At 54.7% G+C, this 16,105-nt stretch carries 16 protein-coding genes; 15 read left to right on the forward strand and 1 reads right to left on the reverse strand.

The window, feature by feature from the left end:
- Positions 1 to 75: 75 nt before the first annotated feature.
- The 13 genes from rpoE (at position 76) to acpS (ending at position 10,925) form a co-directional block, all read left to right on the forward strand.
- Positions 76 to 651: an RNA polymerase sigma factor RpoE gene (gene rpoE, locus ACJAXR_RS07745; RefSeq protein ID WP_415057684.1), complete on the forward strand. Its 576-nt coding sequence runs from the start codon at positions 76 to 78 to the stop codon at positions 649 to 651.
- Between the two features lie 58 nt (positions 652 to 709).
- On the forward strand, positions 710 to 1,315 hold the full coding sequence (locus ACJAXR_RS07750; protein WP_415057685.1) for a sigma-E factor negative regulatory protein: 606 nt from the start codon (positions 710 to 712) through the stop codon (positions 1,313 to 1,315).
- Between the two features lie 113 nt (positions 1,316 to 1,428).
- Positions 1,429 to 1,728: a sigma-E factor regulatory protein RseB domain-containing protein gene (locus ACJAXR_RS07755; RefSeq protein ID WP_415057886.1), complete on the forward strand. Its 300-nt coding sequence runs from the start codon at positions 1,429 to 1,431 to the stop codon at positions 1,726 to 1,728.
- A gap of 501 nt (positions 1,729 to 2,229) precedes the next feature.
- Complete coding sequence (locus tag ACJAXR_RS07760) at positions 2,230 to 2,703, forward strand: SoxR reducing system RseC family protein (protein WP_415057686.1); 474 nt, start codon at positions 2,230 to 2,232, stop codon at positions 2,701 to 2,703.
- Between the two features lie 18 nt (positions 2,704 to 2,721).
- On the forward strand, positions 2,722 to 4,158 hold the full coding sequence (locus tag ACJAXR_RS07765) for a DegQ family serine endoprotease (protein WP_415057687.1): 1,437 nt from the start codon (positions 2,722 to 2,724) through the stop codon (positions 4,156 to 4,158).
- 185 nt (positions 4,159 to 4,343) lie between these two features.
- A complete protein-coding gene (lepA, locus tag ACJAXR_RS07770) occupies positions 4,344 to 6,146 on the forward strand; it encodes a translation elongation factor 4 (protein WP_415057688.1) in 1,803 nt (600 codons plus the stop codon).
- A 22-nt stretch (positions 6,147 to 6,168) separates the two neighbouring features.
- Positions 6,169 to 7,047 (forward strand): signal peptidase I, encoded by an 879-nt coding sequence (gene lepB / locus ACJAXR_RS07775; RefSeq protein ID WP_415057689.1) that lies wholly within the window; start codon positions 6,169 to 6,171, stop codon positions 7,045 to 7,047.
- A gap of 48 nt (positions 7,048 to 7,095) precedes the next feature.
- Entirely contained in the window at positions 7,096 to 7,473 is a 378-nt protein-coding gene (locus tag ACJAXR_RS07780) for a DUF4845 domain-containing protein (protein ID WP_415057690.1), read from the forward strand.
- A complete protein-coding gene (rnc, locus tag ACJAXR_RS07785; protein WP_415057691.1) occupies positions 7,470 to 8,159 on the forward strand; it encodes a ribonuclease III in 690 nt (229 codons plus the stop codon). The genes ACJAXR_RS07780 and rnc overlap by 4 nt, the downstream gene beginning before the upstream one ends.
- Positions 8,152 to 9,054, forward strand: coding sequence for a GTPase Era (era, locus tag ACJAXR_RS07790; RefSeq protein WP_415057692.1), 903 nt, complete (start codon positions 8,152 to 8,154; stop codon positions 9,052 to 9,054). The genes rnc and era overlap by 8 nt, the downstream gene beginning before the upstream one ends.
- A gap of 19 nt (positions 9,055 to 9,073) precedes the next feature.
- Positions 9,074 to 9,799 carry a DNA repair protein RecO gene (gene recO / locus ACJAXR_RS07795; protein ID WP_415057693.1) on the forward strand — a complete coding sequence of 242 codons (726 nt, stop codon included), beginning with the start codon at positions 9,074 to 9,076 and terminating at the stop codon, positions 9,797 to 9,799.
- Positions 9,796 to 10,539 carry a pyridoxine 5'-phosphate synthase gene (pdxJ, locus tag ACJAXR_RS07800; protein ID WP_415057694.1) on the forward strand — a complete coding sequence of 248 codons (744 nt, stop codon included), beginning with the start codon at positions 9,796 to 9,798 and terminating at the stop codon, positions 10,537 to 10,539. The genes recO and pdxJ overlap by 4 nt, the downstream gene beginning before the upstream one ends.
- On the forward strand, positions 10,536 to 10,925 hold the full coding sequence (gene acpS, locus ACJAXR_RS07805; RefSeq protein ID WP_415057695.1) for a holo-ACP synthase: 390 nt from the start codon (positions 10,536 to 10,538) through the stop codon (positions 10,923 to 10,925). The genes pdxJ and acpS overlap by 4 nt, the downstream gene beginning before the upstream one ends.
- Here acpS and ACJAXR_RS07810 read toward each other — a convergent pair.
- Positions 10,922 to 13,696 (reverse strand): response regulator, encoded by a 2,775-nt coding sequence (locus tag ACJAXR_RS07810; protein ID WP_415057696.1) that lies wholly within the window; start codon positions 13,694 to 13,696, stop codon positions 10,922 to 10,924. The genes acpS and ACJAXR_RS07810 overlap by 4 nt on opposite strands.
- 96 nt (positions 13,697 to 13,792) lie before the next feature.
- On the opposite strand from ACJAXR_RS07810, the gene cysM reads away from it, so the two are divergent.
- Together cysM and rlmD are read left to right on the forward strand one after the other, a co-directional pair.
- Positions 13,793 to 14,695: a cysteine synthase CysM gene (gene cysM / locus ACJAXR_RS07815; RefSeq protein WP_415057697.1), complete on the forward strand. Its 903-nt coding sequence runs from the start codon at positions 13,793 to 13,795 to the stop codon at positions 14,693 to 14,695.
- Positions 14,692 to 16,065, forward strand: coding sequence for a 23S rRNA (uracil(1939)-C(5))-methyltransferase RlmD (rlmD, locus tag ACJAXR_RS07820; protein WP_415057698.1), 1,374 nt, complete (start codon positions 14,692 to 14,694; stop codon positions 16,063 to 16,065). Before cysM ends, rlmD begins: the two co-directional genes overlap by 4 nt.
- Positions 16,066 to 16,105 lie beyond the last annotated feature (40 nt).

Below are 16,105 nucleotides of genomic sequence, written 5' to 3' on the forward strand. Positions count from 1 at the left end.
GGGGAGAACTTTTGCCTACATTGCGGGTCTATCATTACAACTCAGGACAAATCCTGCGCCGTGAGGAGCCGCCACATGGCTGAGCAGACCGACCAAGAGTTGGTCATTCGGGTTCAAGGTGGTGACAAACGGGCTTTTGATCTACTGGTGCTGAAATATCAGCATAAGATTTTGGCACTGGTCATGCGCTTTGTGCACGACAGCCATGAGGCGCAGGACGTTTCGCAGGAAGCGTTCATCAAGGCCTATAGGGCTTTGGCTAATTTCCGCGGAGACAGCGCGTTTTACACTTGGTTGTACCGTATAGCTATAAACACGGCCAAGAATTATCTGGTCGCGCGCGGTAGAAGACCGCCCGACTCGGATATCGCAGCTGATGAAGCCGAGTATCATGAAGGAGATAGCGCCCTCAAGGATATTCACTCGCCGGAACGCGATTTGCTGCGTGATGAGGTCGAGCAGATGGTCAACAAGACCCTGCAGCAGCTACCAGATGATTTGCGTACTGCTTTGACGTTACGCGAGTTTGAAGGTTTGAGTTACGAAGACATCGCCGCGGTGATGAGTTGCCCGGTTGGTACGGTACGATCCCGCATCTTCCGAGCACGCGAGGCGATCGACAAAGCCCTTAAGCCCCTGCTGGAATATTGAGTTGGGATTCTAGGGTCAAATGCAGAGAGCCCGATGGGCCAAAAGCAGAGGTATAGCAATGAGCAGTGAATCCTTGAGGGAATCTCTCTCCGCGCTGATGGACAATGAAGCGGATGAGCTTGAAGTACGCCGCATTCTCAAAGCGAGCGGGGATGATTCATCTTTGCGCAGCGACTGGGCACGATACCAGGCCGCACGTGCGCTGATGCACAAGGAGCCGTGGCAAAAGACTATCGATCTGTCGGCAGGTATTGCTGCTGCGATTGCTAGTGATCCAACCCCGACACTCGTAATTGAACCCGTGGTTGAGAAAGCTTCCCGGTTGTGGAAAGGTCTGGGGCGTCTTGCCGTTGCGGCGTCGGTGACAATAGCGGTACTTGTCGGTTTCAATATGTTCCAGCAGGATGGCGCAGCGGTAGACCCGATGGTTGCAGATCAGGCGCCTCCAATAAGTCTGCCTGCCGTGACGACGGCACAGCCGGGTGCAGTGCTCGCTGGTTACCCGCAAGCGGACAATGCGGTGCAGGAACAGTCCGAAACTCCATCGCAATGGCAGGAAGAGCGTGCCGGCGATTACCTGCGCGAGCCCGCCAGTCAAGAGGGCGGGCAGGTTAAACCGCAATTGCTTCCCCCTGCGCGAGCCGCGAGTATGGAAGGACGATAAGTGCGGGTATTGTCAGCAACCAGGGGTGTGACAAGGCGCTTGCTGCCAGGAGGGCTTGTTTCAGTACCTACCGGGTTTGGCGACGGGCAGACGGTGTCGTAGCCGAACGATTACTGCGCACAGATGGGTTAGTTGAGGAATGGCTGAGGCATGACGGGCGGCTACAATGTAGCAGCGCGCTCAATTCGGGTAATGTCTGGCGTGCTGGTGCAATACCTCAAAGCCAGCGCGCCGTCCTTGATCGGTGGTATGTCCTTCAGGTGCTTGAAAATAGCCGTGTCGCCAATCGACCTGTTACCGTCATAGCGGTTAAACCCCGCGATCCCTTCCGACACGCCTACGAGCTTTATCTTGATCTTGAAGCCGGCCTTTTGTTGCAGTCTTTGTTGATCAATGACAGCGGCACTTTGTAGGAAGGATTCCAATTTACCACTCTGCATCCTGGTCCGGTGGAGCTGGACGATCTGAACGTAATGAGTACTTGCCTTCCTGTTAGCAAAAAAACCGTCACCGAAATGACCGCAAGTGATGGTTGGTTGCCTGCCTAGCTGCCGCCGAGCTTTGCTGCAATCTATCGCGAAGTAAGGCATCTGAATGACGCTGATACACCTGTATTTACCCAAGTCTTTACCGATGGCCTCGCACGCTTTACTGTGTTCATCTAACCTTCGGCAGATGACCGCATAGTAGGTGATTTATGCGCCCAGATGGGACCGACAGTAGCGATCAGTCGCGGCCTGGCTTTGCCCGAGGGGTATTATATGGCTACGGTTGTGGGTGAGGTGCCGGCCCTTGCAGCAGAGCATATTGCTGCTTCGCTATCGCCGGACTCCACCCCAATGCTGTTATAGATATCGCCCGTTGAATAAACATTGATCGGACAGCGGGTGCACTGACCTAACCAGGACGAAAGCGTGATTGAAGAGCAAGGCAAAGTTCTTAGCATTGAGCCAGATGCTGTGTGGGTAGAAACCATACGCCAAAGCACCTGTGGCAACTGTCAGGCGCGTGCGGGATGCGGTCAGGCACTGCTGCAGAAGCTAGGCTCTGGAGCGCGGTTTGGTTTTATTCGTGTGTTATGCGACCAGACTCTGCAGGTGGGTGATGAGGTGATCATCGGCTTACCGGAAGACGCGGTGCTTAAAGCGTCGGCACTCATGTACGCCTTGCCTCTGATAATGCTTTTTGTGTTCGCGTTGCTGGCTGATGTGTCTGGCCTCACGGAAGTGCTGGTGATATTGGCTGCTACGGGGGGGCTGGGTGTTGGCTTTTTTACTGTAGCTTGGTGGACTAAACGCGAACGAGGCAACCCTGCTTACCAAGCTCGCGTCATATGCAGACTGCCTTCCAGTTCGGCTGAACTTGTGACGGTTAATGGCTCACTCTAGATAGAGGCTGAAAAAAATATGTTTTTGCTGAAGCGCATGATGGCAGTCACTGTTGCCACGGCTTTATTGGGTTGGCAGTCTCTGGGCATGGCCCAGAGCTTGCCTGACTTTACCGATTTGGTTGAAGAGGTGTCGCCTGCAGTTGTCAATATCAGCACCAGCCGAGCGGCGACGAGTTCGCCCATGGCAGGCGCCCCCGGTATGCCTGATCTCGAAGGTATGCCTCCGATATTTCGTGAGTTTTTTGAACACAGCTTTCCTCAGGGCCCTCAGCAACAACCCCGCCAGCAACAGCCATCGCCTCAGTCTTTGGGATCGGGATTCATTCTGTCCAAGGATGGCTATATTCTGACTAATAATCACGTCGTTGAAGGCGCTGACGAGATTTTTGTTCGTCTTTCAGATCGCCGCGAACTACTAGCTAAGCTAGTCGGTGCTGATCCCCGCTCTGACTTAGCATTATTGAAGATCGAAACCGATGAAGACCTGCCCTCCGTGCGTATTGGTAAGTCGTCGGATCTCAAGCCCGGAGAGTGGGTGTTAGCCATAGGATCGCCGTTCGGTTTCGACCATTCGGTCACTGCGGGAATCGTCAGCGCGAAAGGACGCAGTCTGCCGACCGAGAACTATGTTCCCTTCATCCAAACCGATGTCGCTATTAATCCCGGTAATTCTGGCGGGCCACTGTTAAACCTCAAAGGAGAGGTGGTTGGCATCAACTCGCAAATCTTCACCCGCTCGGGCGGTTTTATGGGCCTTTCATTTGCGATCCCTGCTGACGTCGCAATGGATGTTGTAGAGCAGCTTAAAGTAAGCGGCTCGGTCCAGCGCGGCTGGCTGGGTGTGGTCGTTCAGGAGATTAACAAGGACCTCGCTGAATCCTTTGGTCTGCCCAAGCCTGCGGGTGCGCTGGTAGCGCAAATTATGCCTGGCGGTCCTGCCGACGAAGGTAGTCTGGAGGTTGGGGATGTGATCCTCGAGTTCGACGGCAAAGAGATTAATATGTCTTCCGATCTGCCGCATGCTGTTGGCCGGGTTCGGCCTGGCACGGAAGCCAGTCTGGTGGTAATGCGTGACAAGAAACGCCGGACTATCGAGTTAAAAGTAGGTGCTTTGCCCGAGGATGATGCGGTAGCAGCCAGCTCGGCGCCAGCGGAGGCGGTGCCATCTGTCGCGAGCAATCGGTTGGGAGTAGTAGTCGCTGAATTGACAGAGCAGCAACGCGAAGCGCTGGATATTTCTGCCGGTATCGCGGTGCGTGAAGTGCGTCAGGGTCCGGCAGCCATGGTCGGCCTGCGGCCTGGTGATGTGGTCACCAGCCTTGATAATCAGCAGATTGAGTCGGTCAAGCAGTTCGAGCAACTGACCGAGAAGCTGCCGACGAATCGCTCAGTGTCCATGCGGGTCATTCGTGAGGGACGGGCAAGCTATATCACCTTCAGGCTGGCGGATTAAGCTCTCACAGCCTTCCGGCAACTTTGGGTCAGTCAGTTTTCTGAGTACCCCAGGTTTGCTGGTGGCACGATAGCGCACAACCGCTTATTCGGGTACACTCGCGAGCTGATTTCGGGGGAGTCCCCGTCTACTGCTCGGAGCTTTCAGGCTCCCAGTCTTGCAATCATGTCTGGATGATCCCCGTTTTGAGTGACCTAAGTTTAATTCGTAATTTCTCGATTATTGCCCACATTGATCACGGTAAATCGACTCTTGCTGACAGATTCATTCAGATATGCGGTGGTCTGGCAGATCGAGAAATGGCGGCGCAGGTGCTCGATTCCATGGATCTGGAGCGTGAGCGAGGCATCACCATCAAGGCACACAGCGTTACGCTGTATTACACCTCTGAGAAAGATGGCAAAACTTACCAGCTTAACTTCATTGATACCCCTGGCCATGTCGACTTTCACTATGAGGTCAGTCGGTCACTGGCGGCATGTGAAGGTGCCTTGCTGGTGGTTGACGCTGCCCAGGGCGTCGAGGCCCAATCGGTAGCTAACTGTTACACCGCCATCGAGCAGGGTCTCGAGGTAATGCCGGTACTCAATAAGATTGATCTGCCCCAAGCTGAGCCCGAGCGGGTGATGGCGGAAATCGAGAGTGTAATAGGTATCGACGCTACAGATGCGGTTACCTGTAGTGCGAAGAGCGGGCAGGGCGTGGTAGATGTGCTTGAGCGACTAATTCAGGTTATTCCACCTCCGGTGGGAGAGATTGAGGCGCCATTACAGGCCTTGATCATCGATTCGTGGTTTGACAACTATCTGGGCGTCGTCTCGTTGGTACGCGTCAAGCACGGGCGTATCCGCAAGGGCGACAAGGTTCTGGTCAAATCGACCGGCAAGGTTCATCAGGTCGATAGTGTTGGTGTGTTCAACCCCAAGCCGAGCGAAACGGCAAACCTGAAAGCAGGTGAGGTTGGCTTCATTATCGCCGGTATCAAGGATATCCATGGCGCACCGGTTGGCGATACGCTGACCTTGTCCAGCACCCCTGACGTCGACATACTGCCTGGATTCAAGAAGGTCAAGCCGCAGGTGTATGCGGGGCTTTTCCCGGTGAGCTCGGAAGATTTCGAGGATTTCCGCGATGCGCTATCTAAGCTTACGCTGAATGATGCTTCGCTGCATTTCGAGCCAGAAAGTTCAGAAGCGCTGGGTTTCGGCTTTCGCTGTGGCTTCCTAGGCATGTTGCACATGGAGATCATCCAGGAGCGTCTCGAGCGTGAGTATGATCTGGATCTGATTACCACCGCGCCGACCGTTGTATTCGAAGTAGTTAAGAAAGACGGCAGCATTGTTTACGTGGACAACCCTTCCCATCTGCCCGATCCCTCGATGATCGAGGAGATGCGCGAGCCGATCGTGCGGGCGAATATCCTGGTTCCACAGGATCACTTGGGCAACGTCATTACGCTGTGTGTAGAAAAGCGTGGTATTCAACATGACATGCTGTTTTTAGGCACCCAGGTGCAAGTAACCTATGACTTGCCGATGAATGAAGTGGTGTTGGATTTCTTTGATCGACTGAAATCCGTGAGCCGTGGTTACGCGTCGCTGGATTACGCCTTTGATCGATTCCAGAGTGCTCGGCTGGTACGTTTGGATGTCATGATCAATGCCGAGAAAGTCGATGCTCTGGCGCTGATTGTGCATCGTGATAATGCTGCATACAAAGGCCGGCAACTCGTTGAGAAGATGCGAGAGCTGATTCCGCGTCAGATGTTCGATGTGGCGATCCAGGCAGCCGTGGGTGGCCAGATTGTGGCGCGCTCTACTGTCAAGGCCTTGCGTAAGAACGTGATCGCCAAATGCTATGGCGGTGATGCGAGTCGAAAGAAGAAGTTGCTTGAAAAGCAGAAGGCCGGCAAGAAGCGGATGAAACAGGTCGGCAATGTGGAAATACCTCAGGAAGCCTTCCTGGCGGTATTAAAAATTGACAGCTAGCAATAGCTAAATGGATTCGAATATGCATATCAATTTCCCATTGCTTCTGGTCCTGGCGGTTGCCATCACCGGTGTTCTCGCGCTGTTCGACTTGATTTGGCTAGCTCCTAAGCGGCGCAAGGCAAGAGCGACTTATGAGTCTCAGGTGGCTGTTGCCGATCCCGAGATATTGGGGCGTATAGGTAAAGAGCCGATGCTGGTTGAATACGGGAAATCGTTCTTTCCGGTTTTGCTGGTAGTGCTGTTTTTGCGCTCTTTTCTGGTCGAACCTTTCCAAATCCCCTCGGGATCGATGAAGCCGACTTTGGAGGTGGGCGATTTTATCCTGGTTAATAAATTTGCCTATGGTATTCGGTTGCCTGTCCTCGACAGCAAGATCATCCCGATTAGCGATCCCGAACGCGGTGACGTTATGGTCTTTCGCTATCCCAATGATCCGCGCATAAACTACATCAAGCGCGTCGTAGGGCTGCCCGGTGATCGTGTGCGTTATGTCGACAAGGAGCTGTTCGTCAATGGTGAGAAAGTATCCACCACTTTGGTGGAGATGAAACTGGACGACGAGCTACCAGCAGGACATCCAATGCAGCACATGGCTGAAGTGCGTGTTATGCAAGAGCAGCTTGGTGAGACAGAGCACCTGATCAGAGTAGAGCGACTGGCTGGAACGCCTGCGCCGAATGAATGGCGAGTGCCAGCCGGGCATTACTTCATGATGGGTGACAACCGTGATAATTCCAACGATAGTCGCTATTGGAATGCACCGGATATGCCACGGGAGTTGTGGGGCATGGTCCCTGACAACTATATTGTAGGTAAGGCTTTCGCCGTTTGGATGCATTGGCCGGAACCAAAGCTGCGTAACCTACCGAGTTTTTCACGAGTTGCTCTGATTCATTGAAGATGGGCTGGATCTATAATTTTAACAACGGACGTCACGAGGTTATTCATGCGCCACTCCCAGAAAGGCATGTCATTCTTTGGTTTGTTGGCTGTTATAGCACTGCTGATTTTTGGCCTGGTTATTGCGATGAAGCTGGTACCGATATATCTGGACCATTTCTCCCTGCGTGAAATGGTTACCAAGATTAACGAAGACCCGACCATCAAGATTAATTCTATTCGCGACTTCAACAGTTACATCGATAAAGGGATGCGGATCAACAGCATCCGCGATATCGATGCGCGCGAAGCAATTACGATAACCGCGAGCGGAACGGATGCATATACTGTGATAATCAATTACGAAGTGCGTGCGCCGGCATTGCAAAACGTGGACCTGTTGGTTCATTTTGATGAAACCCACATAGTCAGACCTATTAAGTGACCAATAAGCTAGACCGCCTCGAACGTAAAATAGGCTACAGTTTCAGCGACCCAGAATTGTTGAACCTGGCCCTTAGCCATCGCAGTCTGGGGGGCCGTAATAACGAGCGGCTGGAATTTCTCGGTGATTCGGTGCTCAATTTTGTGGCAGCCGAGGCTCTGTACCAGCGCTTTCCCCAGGCCAGAGAGGGCCAGCTGTCACGTTTGCGGGCACGTCTGGTGAAGGGTGTCACCCTGGCAGAACTAGCCAAGGGTTTCGACCTCGGAGAATATCTGCGGCTCGGTTCGGGTGAGTTGAAGAGCGGTGGCTTTCGGCGTGAATCCATTCTGGCCGACGCCACCGAGGCTATTATTGGTGCCATTTATCTGGAAAGTGGACTGGAAGTGGCGCGCGAGCGGATCCTTCACTGGTTGGACGAGCATATTGCGAGCCTTACTCTGGTCGATAACAACAAGGATCCCAAGACGCGACTGCAGGAGTATCTGCAGTCGCGGCATTGTGATCTACCTCGATACGAGGTGACCGAGAGTGGCGGTGAAGCACATTGCCGTACCTTTCGGGTTGAGTGTCAGGTTAGTCCCCTGGAGCATGCCACCTTCGGGGTGGGTAATAGTCGCCGGCTGGCAGAACAAGTAGCAGCCCAAAAAGCCCTTATCGCGCTGGGTGTGGAGAAAGCAGATGAGTGATCCTATTTCCCGCTGTGGCTATGTGGCCATTGTCGGCAGGCCCAATGTGGGAAAGTCCACATTGCTCAATCATATCCTTGGCCAAAAGTTGGCTATTACCTCGCGTAAGCCTCAGACCACGCGTCATACGCTGCTGGGGATCAAAACCGAGGACGAGGTGCAGGCTATTTATGTCGATACCCCGGGTCTACACAAGGAAAACGAAAAAGCACTCAATCGCTTTATGAACAAAAGCGCCAGTCAGGCCTTGCGTGATGTTGATGTAGTGCTTTTCGTCGTTGATCGTACCCGCTGGACAGATGAAGATCAGATGGTCTTGGACAAGGTTCGCTTCGTGACCCGCCCAGTGCTGCTGGTGGTCAACAAGGTCGATCGCATGGACGACAAACAGGAGCTGTTACCCCATCTGGAATGGTTAGCGGTGCAACTCCCTGATGCTGAGGTGGTACCTGTGTCAGCACTGCATGGGCGTAATATCGAACAGCTTGAGAAGCTGGTTGCCGAGCGCTTGCCGGAAAGCGAGCATTTTTATCCAGAAGATCAGATTACTGATCGCAGCTCCCGGTTTCTTGCAGCCGAACTGGTTCGCGAGAAGGTCATGCGCCAACTGGGTGCTGAAATCCCCTATCAGGTTGCAGTTGAAATTGAGCAGTTCAAGCAGGAGGGAAAGATCCTGCATATCCATGCGTTGATACTGGTTGAGCGCGATGGTCAGAAAAAGATCATCATCGGTGACAACGGTGATCGCATGAAGAAAATCGGTCAGGAAGCGCGTCTGGACATGCAGAAATTGTTTGGCAGCAAGATCATGCTCAATCTCTGGGTCAAAGTACGTCGCGGTTGGTCTGATGATGAGCGCGCGCTGACGTCGTTGGGCTATTACTTCGACAAATAGCCGGCCCTTGGAGGTCGCTATGCAATCACTCCTGACACCGGCCTATATCCTGCACAGCCGTCCCTACCGCGATACGAGTGCCTTGGTTGACCTGTTAACCTTGCACCATGGTGTCGTGCGTGGTGTCTGGCGTGGAGCCAGAAAGCCCCGCAGCGGCGTATCTCCTCAACCTTTTGTGCCCCTGCTGGTTGTTCTTGCCGGCCGTGGTGAGCTGAAAACAGTGGCTCAGGCCGAAACGGCTGGAGCTTACCTCCCGCTGCAGGGTGATGCGCTGTTCAGTGGCCTCTATTTGAACGAACTGTTGGTCAGGCTGCTTGCTCCTGGAGATCCACAGACCTTGATATTTGCGGCTTACCAGTCAGCGCTTCAGGCATTGGCTGATAGAACACACGTTGAACCAGTATTGCGACGCTTTGAATGGCAACTGCTGGACGTTCTGGGCTATGGTTTCAGTCTAACCGAAGATGCATCAGGTGCGTCTGTGGTAGCGGAAGGGGTATATGTCTGGCTTGCCGAAGAGGGTTTGATGAGGTTGACTGATGTTCGTCCAGGTGATGCTCGGCCAGGCCTCTCAGGGGCAGGCCTGCTCGCCATGGCAGACTCAGACTGGACTGCACCCTATGCGCTGAGAACTGCCAAGAGTCTCATGCGTCAAGCATTGGCGATACACTTGGGGGATCGGCCATTGATCAGCCGGCAGTTATTCTCATCCCCCGGCAGTACTTTTAAAGGAGACAGGTCTTGAGCCATCCACAACGTGTACTTCTAGGTGTCAATATCGATCACGTGGCCACATTGCGTCAGGCGCGCGGGACACGTTATCCCGACCCTGTTCAGGCTGCTATCGAGGCTGAGCAGGCTGGCGCCGATGGTATTACGCTGCATTTGCGGGAGGATCGCAGGCATATTCAGGAGCGTGACGTTCGCATGCTGGCAGATGTACTCCAGACCCGCATGAATCTGGAAATGGCTGTGACTAATCAGATGTTGCGTTTCGCTGAGGAAATCCGTCCAGCTAATATTTGCCTGGTTCCGGAGCGACGCGAGGAACTGACGACTGAGGGCGGACTTGATGTCGCCGGAAATAGCGCCCGAATTCAGGAGGCAGTTGAACATATGTCCGCTTTAGGCAGCGAAGTTTCGTTGTTTATTGACCCTGATCCGCAGCAGATCGAAGCAGCCAAGCGCGCTGGCGCTCCGGTCATTGAGCTGCATACGGGTCACTACGCCGACACCACTGGATCACAGCAACGCGATGCTCTTATCAGACTTCGAGAAGGATGTATCTACGCGCGTAAGTTGGGTCTGGTGGTCAATGCTGGGCATGGTCTGCACTATCATAATGTCGAACCTATTGCGGCCCTGCCTGGTATCAACGAACTGAATATAGGTCACGCCATAATTGCCCGCGCGCTCTTCTCTGGGCTTGCGACAGCAGTCAAGGAAATGCGAGCACTTATTCTGGGCGCTTCGAGCGACCGATGATCCGAGGAATAGGCACGGATATGGTGCTGGTCAGTCGTATAGAAGCGGTGCTCAGTCGGCAGGGTGACCGTTTTGCTCGTCGTATTCTGACTGAGGCTGAATGGCAGCGTTTTACTGTTCATGGCCAGCCGGGGCGCTTTCTTGCAAAGCGTTTTGCGGCCAAGGAAGCCATTCTCAAGGCGCTGGGCACGGGTCTGGCGCAGGGTATGTCCTGGCATTGTATCCAGATTGATCGGGACCCACTCGGGGCGCCAAAGGTCGTACTTAGTGGTGCTGCTCTGGCCCGTCTAGACGCCGGTGGGGGAGGCGTCATTTTGCTGAGCCTGAGCGACGAACGCGAGCAGGCTTTGGCCTTCGCGGTCTGGTCACCAGAGCCGCCAACCTAGTCTGGTTCGCTCGCGTAGGCTAATTGCAGTCGTTCAATCGCAGCGATTAACTCGTGTATAGCAGCGTAGTGGGGTTGGCTGCGTTTGAGGAGTTCTTCTGCACGCTGGCAGTAGGTGCGCAGCTCTGGAACGCCGCAATAGCGACAGGCGCCGTGCAATTTATGTATTGTTTCCAGTAGTAAGTCCGGCCTGCTGGCTGAGTTGTGTTCCTTGATGCGCGCCTGTTCAATTGGCAAGCTGTCGATTAGCATGCGTAACATGTCGGCCTCGAGATCTGCCTTGCCGGCAGCCAATCGAAGCCCCTCCTCGCGGTCTATTACCTGCTCTCGGCGCTCAGGGCGTTGTGTAGGGTGGCCGTTCTGGCTAGTGATAGGCCCCAGGTTGAGTGCCACGCCAGTCCAGCGCAGCACACAATGGCTAAGTTGCTCCGGACTGATGGGTTTGCTCATGTAGTCGTTCATACCGCACTGCAGCAGTTTGCGCCGCTCATCAGCAAGGGCGTGGGCGGTCAGCGCGATAATAGGCCGAGGTTCGCATCCTGCGAGCTGTTCGCGCAGCCGTAGCTCGGTCGTGGTCTCTCGACCGTCCATACCCGGCATCTGGACGTCCATGAAAATCAGGTCAACCGATTCGCCAGCCAATAGCTCCAGTGCCTCGTCACCACTGGAAGCGGTGACTACCTGCGCACCCATTTGTTCAAGAAAAGTCTCGACCAGTTTCAGGTTGGCTGCATTATCATCGACACATAGAATGCGAACCGATGGGGGTGTGCTGACTGTTTGCTGGGGCAGAGTGACTGGTTCTGGTCTGAACAGACGGTTGATAGCCCGCGATAACCTGCGCACGCACACGGGACGAGAAAGAACCTGACATTCCCCGGGCGACAGTTGATCAAGTTCAGGGTACTGCTCAGTGGTATCGGTAAGCACAATGGTTTTGCAGCCGCCCACACCAGAATGACGATTGACCCGTTCTATTAACGTCTCGGATCGGTCGGTCACGGCGCTGCTGATCAACACCAGATCGACGTGCTGGGGCGTGTGTCGTCGGGCAGCCAAGTCTTCTTCGAGCAGGCTGGTATGTTCGTAGCTGCACGTTTCAAGCCCGAGGTCCTCGAGGCAGTGCAGCAAGGTCTGGCTACTCAGAACCATGGGTTCTAGAACCGCAGCGCGTAAACGAACCAGAGGTTTTTCCGGCAAGTCGTCGGTCGTCTGACTGGATTTCTGTAAACGTACCGTAAGCCAGAACTCGGAGCCCTCTCCCGCTGCGCTGCGCAGCCCGATTTCGCCCTGCATCTGCTCTACCAGTCGCTTGGCTATCGTCAACCCTAGGCCAGTCCCGCCCGCCTGGCGGGACATCGAGTTATCAGCCTGGCTGAAGGCTTGGAAGAGTGATTTTTGCTGGATCGGTGTCAGGCCGACACCGGTGTCGGTCACACTGATGCGCAGTAATGCTTGGGTTTCATCTTCCTGTTCAAGCATGGTCCTGATGCTCACCGATCCTCGCTGGGTGAACTTGATGGCATTACTGATCAAGTTGGACAGAATTTGCTTGAGACGGAGTGCATCGCCACTCAGGCCGATGGGTGTATCGCGGTAAATGATGCTGACCAGCTCGAGTTTTTTCAGGTGAGCCGCTGGCGCGAGCATGGTCAGGGTGTCCTGAATCAGATCGCGGAGGTTGAACGGCAGATCTTCGAGTATTAATTTGCCCGCTTCAATCTTCGAGAAGTCGAGAATTTCATTGATGATTGCCAATAGATTGTCTGCCGAGGTTTCAATTGTCCCCAGGTAGTCCTGTTGCCGATTGCTCATTTCGGTGCGCTGCAGCAGATTGCTGAAGCCGATTATGCCGTTGAGTGGCGTTCGCAACTCATGGCTCATGTTGGCAAGGAACTCCGACTTGATGCGGCTGGCCTCCAGCGCCGTTTTACGTGCCATATCCAACTCGATGTTCTGCACTTCAATGGTTTCGAGGGTTTGACGCAAATCTTCTGTGGCCTGGTCGATATTCTGTTGCAGCTCCCCCTGGGCACTTTGCAGTGTCTCAGCCATTGCGTTTATGCCATTGGCCAGGTCGTCGATCTCTCGGCTGCCCTGTTCGCCCAGTCGAACATCCAGCTGTCCCCGACTGATCCTGCTCACAGCATGGTTAGCTCGGGTGATCGGATCACTGATACGCCGCGCCAGACTGCTGACAACCAGTCCGATCAACGTTAGCCCGATCAGAATCAGCACCAAGGTATGCAGCAGGATTTGGTAGCGACGCAAATCGAGGTTCCCGTGGCCAAGTTCCACCTCCAACCAGCCCAATAGTCCATCAGCCTCATAATCGGGTGAAGTGATCGTACGTAATTCGCTGGTGGCCAACAGGGGCAGCAGGAAGCGGCTACTATTATCGCTTTGGCGTACCTGCAGTCCGGTTCCTGCGCCAAGATTATCAACTCCCAGGGTCAGTTCGGGTGCATGCATTTGGGGACCGCTATGCTCGAGTATCAAGCGATCGCTGTCATATAGACTTACAGCACGTACGTCGGGCTGGTTAAGCGTGGCTGACAAGTGAGTTCTCAGTTGTTCAGGCTCGCCGGCGAGTAAGACGTTAGCGGCTCTGCTCTGCAGGTGTTCGACTGTCATGAAGCCACGTTCAAGCAACTGTCGGTTAAGATCAGTGATTGCCTGCCAGCTAAAATAGCCGCCCAGTGCGAGTAGCACCGCACCTGCTGGTAACAGGGTCATCAACAGGATTCGCGCCTTGAGGCTTATGTCATTCATTGTGTATCCCTCACTCCGTTGCCGGTATCATAGGCGGACTGAATGAAAAGCACAGCACCGGGCGTGCAACCCGGCTCCTGGCCCTAAAGGTGCAAGATGACTATTGATTTTCCAACCGTCGCCGATTTTGTCGGCAACACGCCGCTGGTTCGCCTGCAGCGAATCCCCGGCAATACTAGTAACACCATACTGGCCAAGCTTGAGGGCAACAATCCTGCAGGGTCGGTAAAGGACCGTCCGGCGCTGTCGATGATTGAGCGGGCCGAGCTGCGCGGTGAGATAAGCCCCGGCGATACCCTGATTGAGGCGACCTCCGGCAATACCGGTATCGCGTTGGCAATGGTAGCGGCGATCAAGGGTTATCGCATGGTGTTGATCATGCCCGATAACATGAGTTCCGAGCGCAAGGCAGCGATGAGCGCCTACGGTGCGGAACTGATTCTGGTCAGCCGCGAGGCCAGTATGGAAGGTGCCCGGGATCTGGCCATGCAAATGCAAAGTGAGGGCAAGGGCAAAGTGCTGGATCAGTTTGGTAATGCCGACAACGCCGAGGCGCACTACCGCACAACCGGGCCTGAGCTCTGGCGCGATACCCACGGCACTATTACCCATTTTGTCAGCTCAATGGGGACTACTGGGACCATTATGGGGACCTCGCGTTACCTCAAGGAGCAGAACCCGGCGATCCAGATTGTTGGTCTGCAACCTGTTGAAGGTGCGTCGATTCCCGGTATTCGCCGCTGGCCCGAGGCCTACATGCCGGGCATTTTTGAAGCGGAGCGGGTGGACCGGATCATAGATATGGGCCAGGAAGAGGCGGAAATCATGATGCGTCGTCTCGCCCGCGAGGAGGGGATTTTCTCTGGCGTGTCTTCCGGCGGATCCGTGGCTGCTGCGTTGCAGTTATCGAGCGAGGTCGAGAACGCAGTGATTGTGGCGATTATCTGTGATCGTGGTGATCGCTACCTGTCCACCGGAGTGCACGACCCCAAACCATGAAAGCCTTCCGTGGGCGACCGCGCAAAACCGCTGATGCGCCCGCAGCGATTGGGCAACGCATCGAGCTGGAGCTGGAGCGTCTCAGCCATGATGGCCGGGGTATAGGCCGCTGGCAGGGCCGGACGGTATTTGTCGATGGCGGCTTGCCTGGCGAGAAAGTTCTGGCGAGGGTGCTCAAGGCGCGCAGCAAGCTGATCGAAACGCGCGTCGATAAGATATTGCAGGCCAGTCCTGAGCGGTTGCAGCCTGCCTGTCGACATGCTGATCTGTGTGGCGGCTGTAGCCTGCAGCATATGCCGCACACGACACAACTCCAGGTCAAACAACAGGCTCTGGCCCAGCAATTGCAGCATTTTGCCGGGGTTGAGCCTGAAAAGTGGATGCCACCGTTGCTGGGGCCGGCGTACGGTTATCGGCAGCGCTCGCGCTTAGCGCTGCGCTGGGATAGGCGACAGGGTCGGCTTGAGGTGGGTTACCGGCAACGATTTAGTAGTGATCTGGTCGAGGTGACTCAGTGCCCGATTCTGGTGCCAGAGCTGGAGGCGTTGGTGCAGGCTTTAGGCCCGGTGTTGTCCGAAATGGATGGCCGTGCCGGACTGGGTCACGTAGAGCTGATTGCCGCTCAGGCACCCGTTGTGTTGGTGCGTCATATGCAGCCCTTGTCGCTGATTGATCTTGAGCGGCTTCGGGTGGTGGTGTTCGCGCATGGCGCTGAATGCTGGCTCCAGCCGGGTGATATCGATACGTTGCATTGTATCTCTGGGACAGGCTCTGCGCCTGCTTACGCGCTCGCCGATCAGGGGTTGAGGCTGGAGTTTGCCCCAGGAGATTTTATTCAGGTGAACGCGGCAGTTAACCAACAGATGATTAATCAGGCTATGCAGTGGCTGGCGCCTCAACCGGGCGAGCGTATTCTTGATCTATTTTGCGGCGTAGGTAATTTCAGCCTGCCTTTGGCTCATGCGGGCGCGCTTGTGACCGGTATTGAAGGCGATGAGCAGATGGTTTCGCGCGCTCGTATGAACGCGCAAAATAACAATTTACTGTCGGCGCACTTTTTACAGGCGGATCTGTCCAAGCAGCTTGATCAGCAATTGCTTGATGAAGAATACGATGCGGCGCTACTGGATCCGCCTCGTGACGGGGCTGAGCGACTGGTAGAAACGCTAGCGCGAATGAAGGTGGGGAGGATTCTCTATGTATCCTGCAGTCCGGCGACCCTGGCGCGTGATGCAGGCATGTTAGCGGCACAAGGTTATCGGCTGCAAAAGGTCGGAGTGATGGATATGTTTGCCCAGACTGCTCATGTCGAGGCAATGGCATTGTTTGTTCACGGCACCCCCTCCGGTGCCAAGCACAAAGCCCAATAGAGTGAAAAAAGTGTCAAACAATTTGCACGAATCATGTGAT

The organism is Halopseudomonas sp. (assembly GCF_047631575.1).
Classification (GTDB): domain Bacteria; phylum Pseudomonadota; class Gammaproteobacteria; order Pseudomonadales; family Pseudomonadaceae; genus Halopseudomonas.

What these genes read in the sequence shown, in the direction of transcription:
- ACJAXR_RS07780 (WP_415057690.1), top strand. Translation starts at nt 7,096, where the DNA reads ATGCGCCACTCCCAGAAAGGCATGTCATTCTTTGGTTTGTTGGCTGTT.
- ACJAXR_RS07750 (WP_415057685.1), top strand. Translation starts at nt 710, where the DNA reads ATGAGCAGTGAATCCTTGAGGGAATCTCTCTCCGCGCTGATGGACAAT.
- ACJAXR_RS07765 (WP_415057687.1), top strand. Translation starts at nt 2,722, where the DNA reads ATGTTTTTGCTGAAGCGCATGATGGCAGTCACTGTTGCCACGGCTTTA.
- era (WP_415057692.1), top strand. Translation starts at nt 8,152, where the DNA reads ATGAGTGATCCTATTTCCCGCTGTGGCTATGTGGCCATTGTCGGCAGG.
- recO (WP_415057693.1), top strand. Translation starts at nt 9,074, where the DNA reads ATGCAATCACTCCTGACACCGGCCTATATCCTGCACAGCCGTCCCTAC.
- rlmD (WP_415057698.1), top strand. Translation starts at nt 14,692, where the DNA reads ATGAAAGCCTTCCGTGGGCGACCGCGCAAAACCGCTGATGCGCCCGCA.
- acpS (WP_415057695.1), top strand. Translation starts at nt 10,536, where the DNA reads ATGATCCGAGGAATAGGCACGGATATGGTGCTGGTCAGTCGTATAGAA.
- lepB (WP_415057689.1), top strand. Translation starts at nt 6,169, where the DNA reads ATGCATATCAATTTCCCATTGCTTCTGGTCCTGGCGGTTGCCATCACC.
- rpoE (WP_415057684.1), top strand. Translation starts at nt 76, where the DNA reads ATGGCTGAGCAGACCGACCAAGAGTTGGTCATTCGGGTTCAAGGTGGT.
- ACJAXR_RS07810 (WP_415057696.1), bottom strand. Translation starts at nt 13,696, where the DNA reads ATGAATGACATAAGCCTCAAGGCGCGAATCCTGTTGATGACCCTGTTA.
- cysM (WP_415057697.1), top strand. Translation starts at nt 13,793, where the DNA reads ATGACTATTGATTTTCCAACCGTCGCCGATTTTGTCGGCAACACGCCG.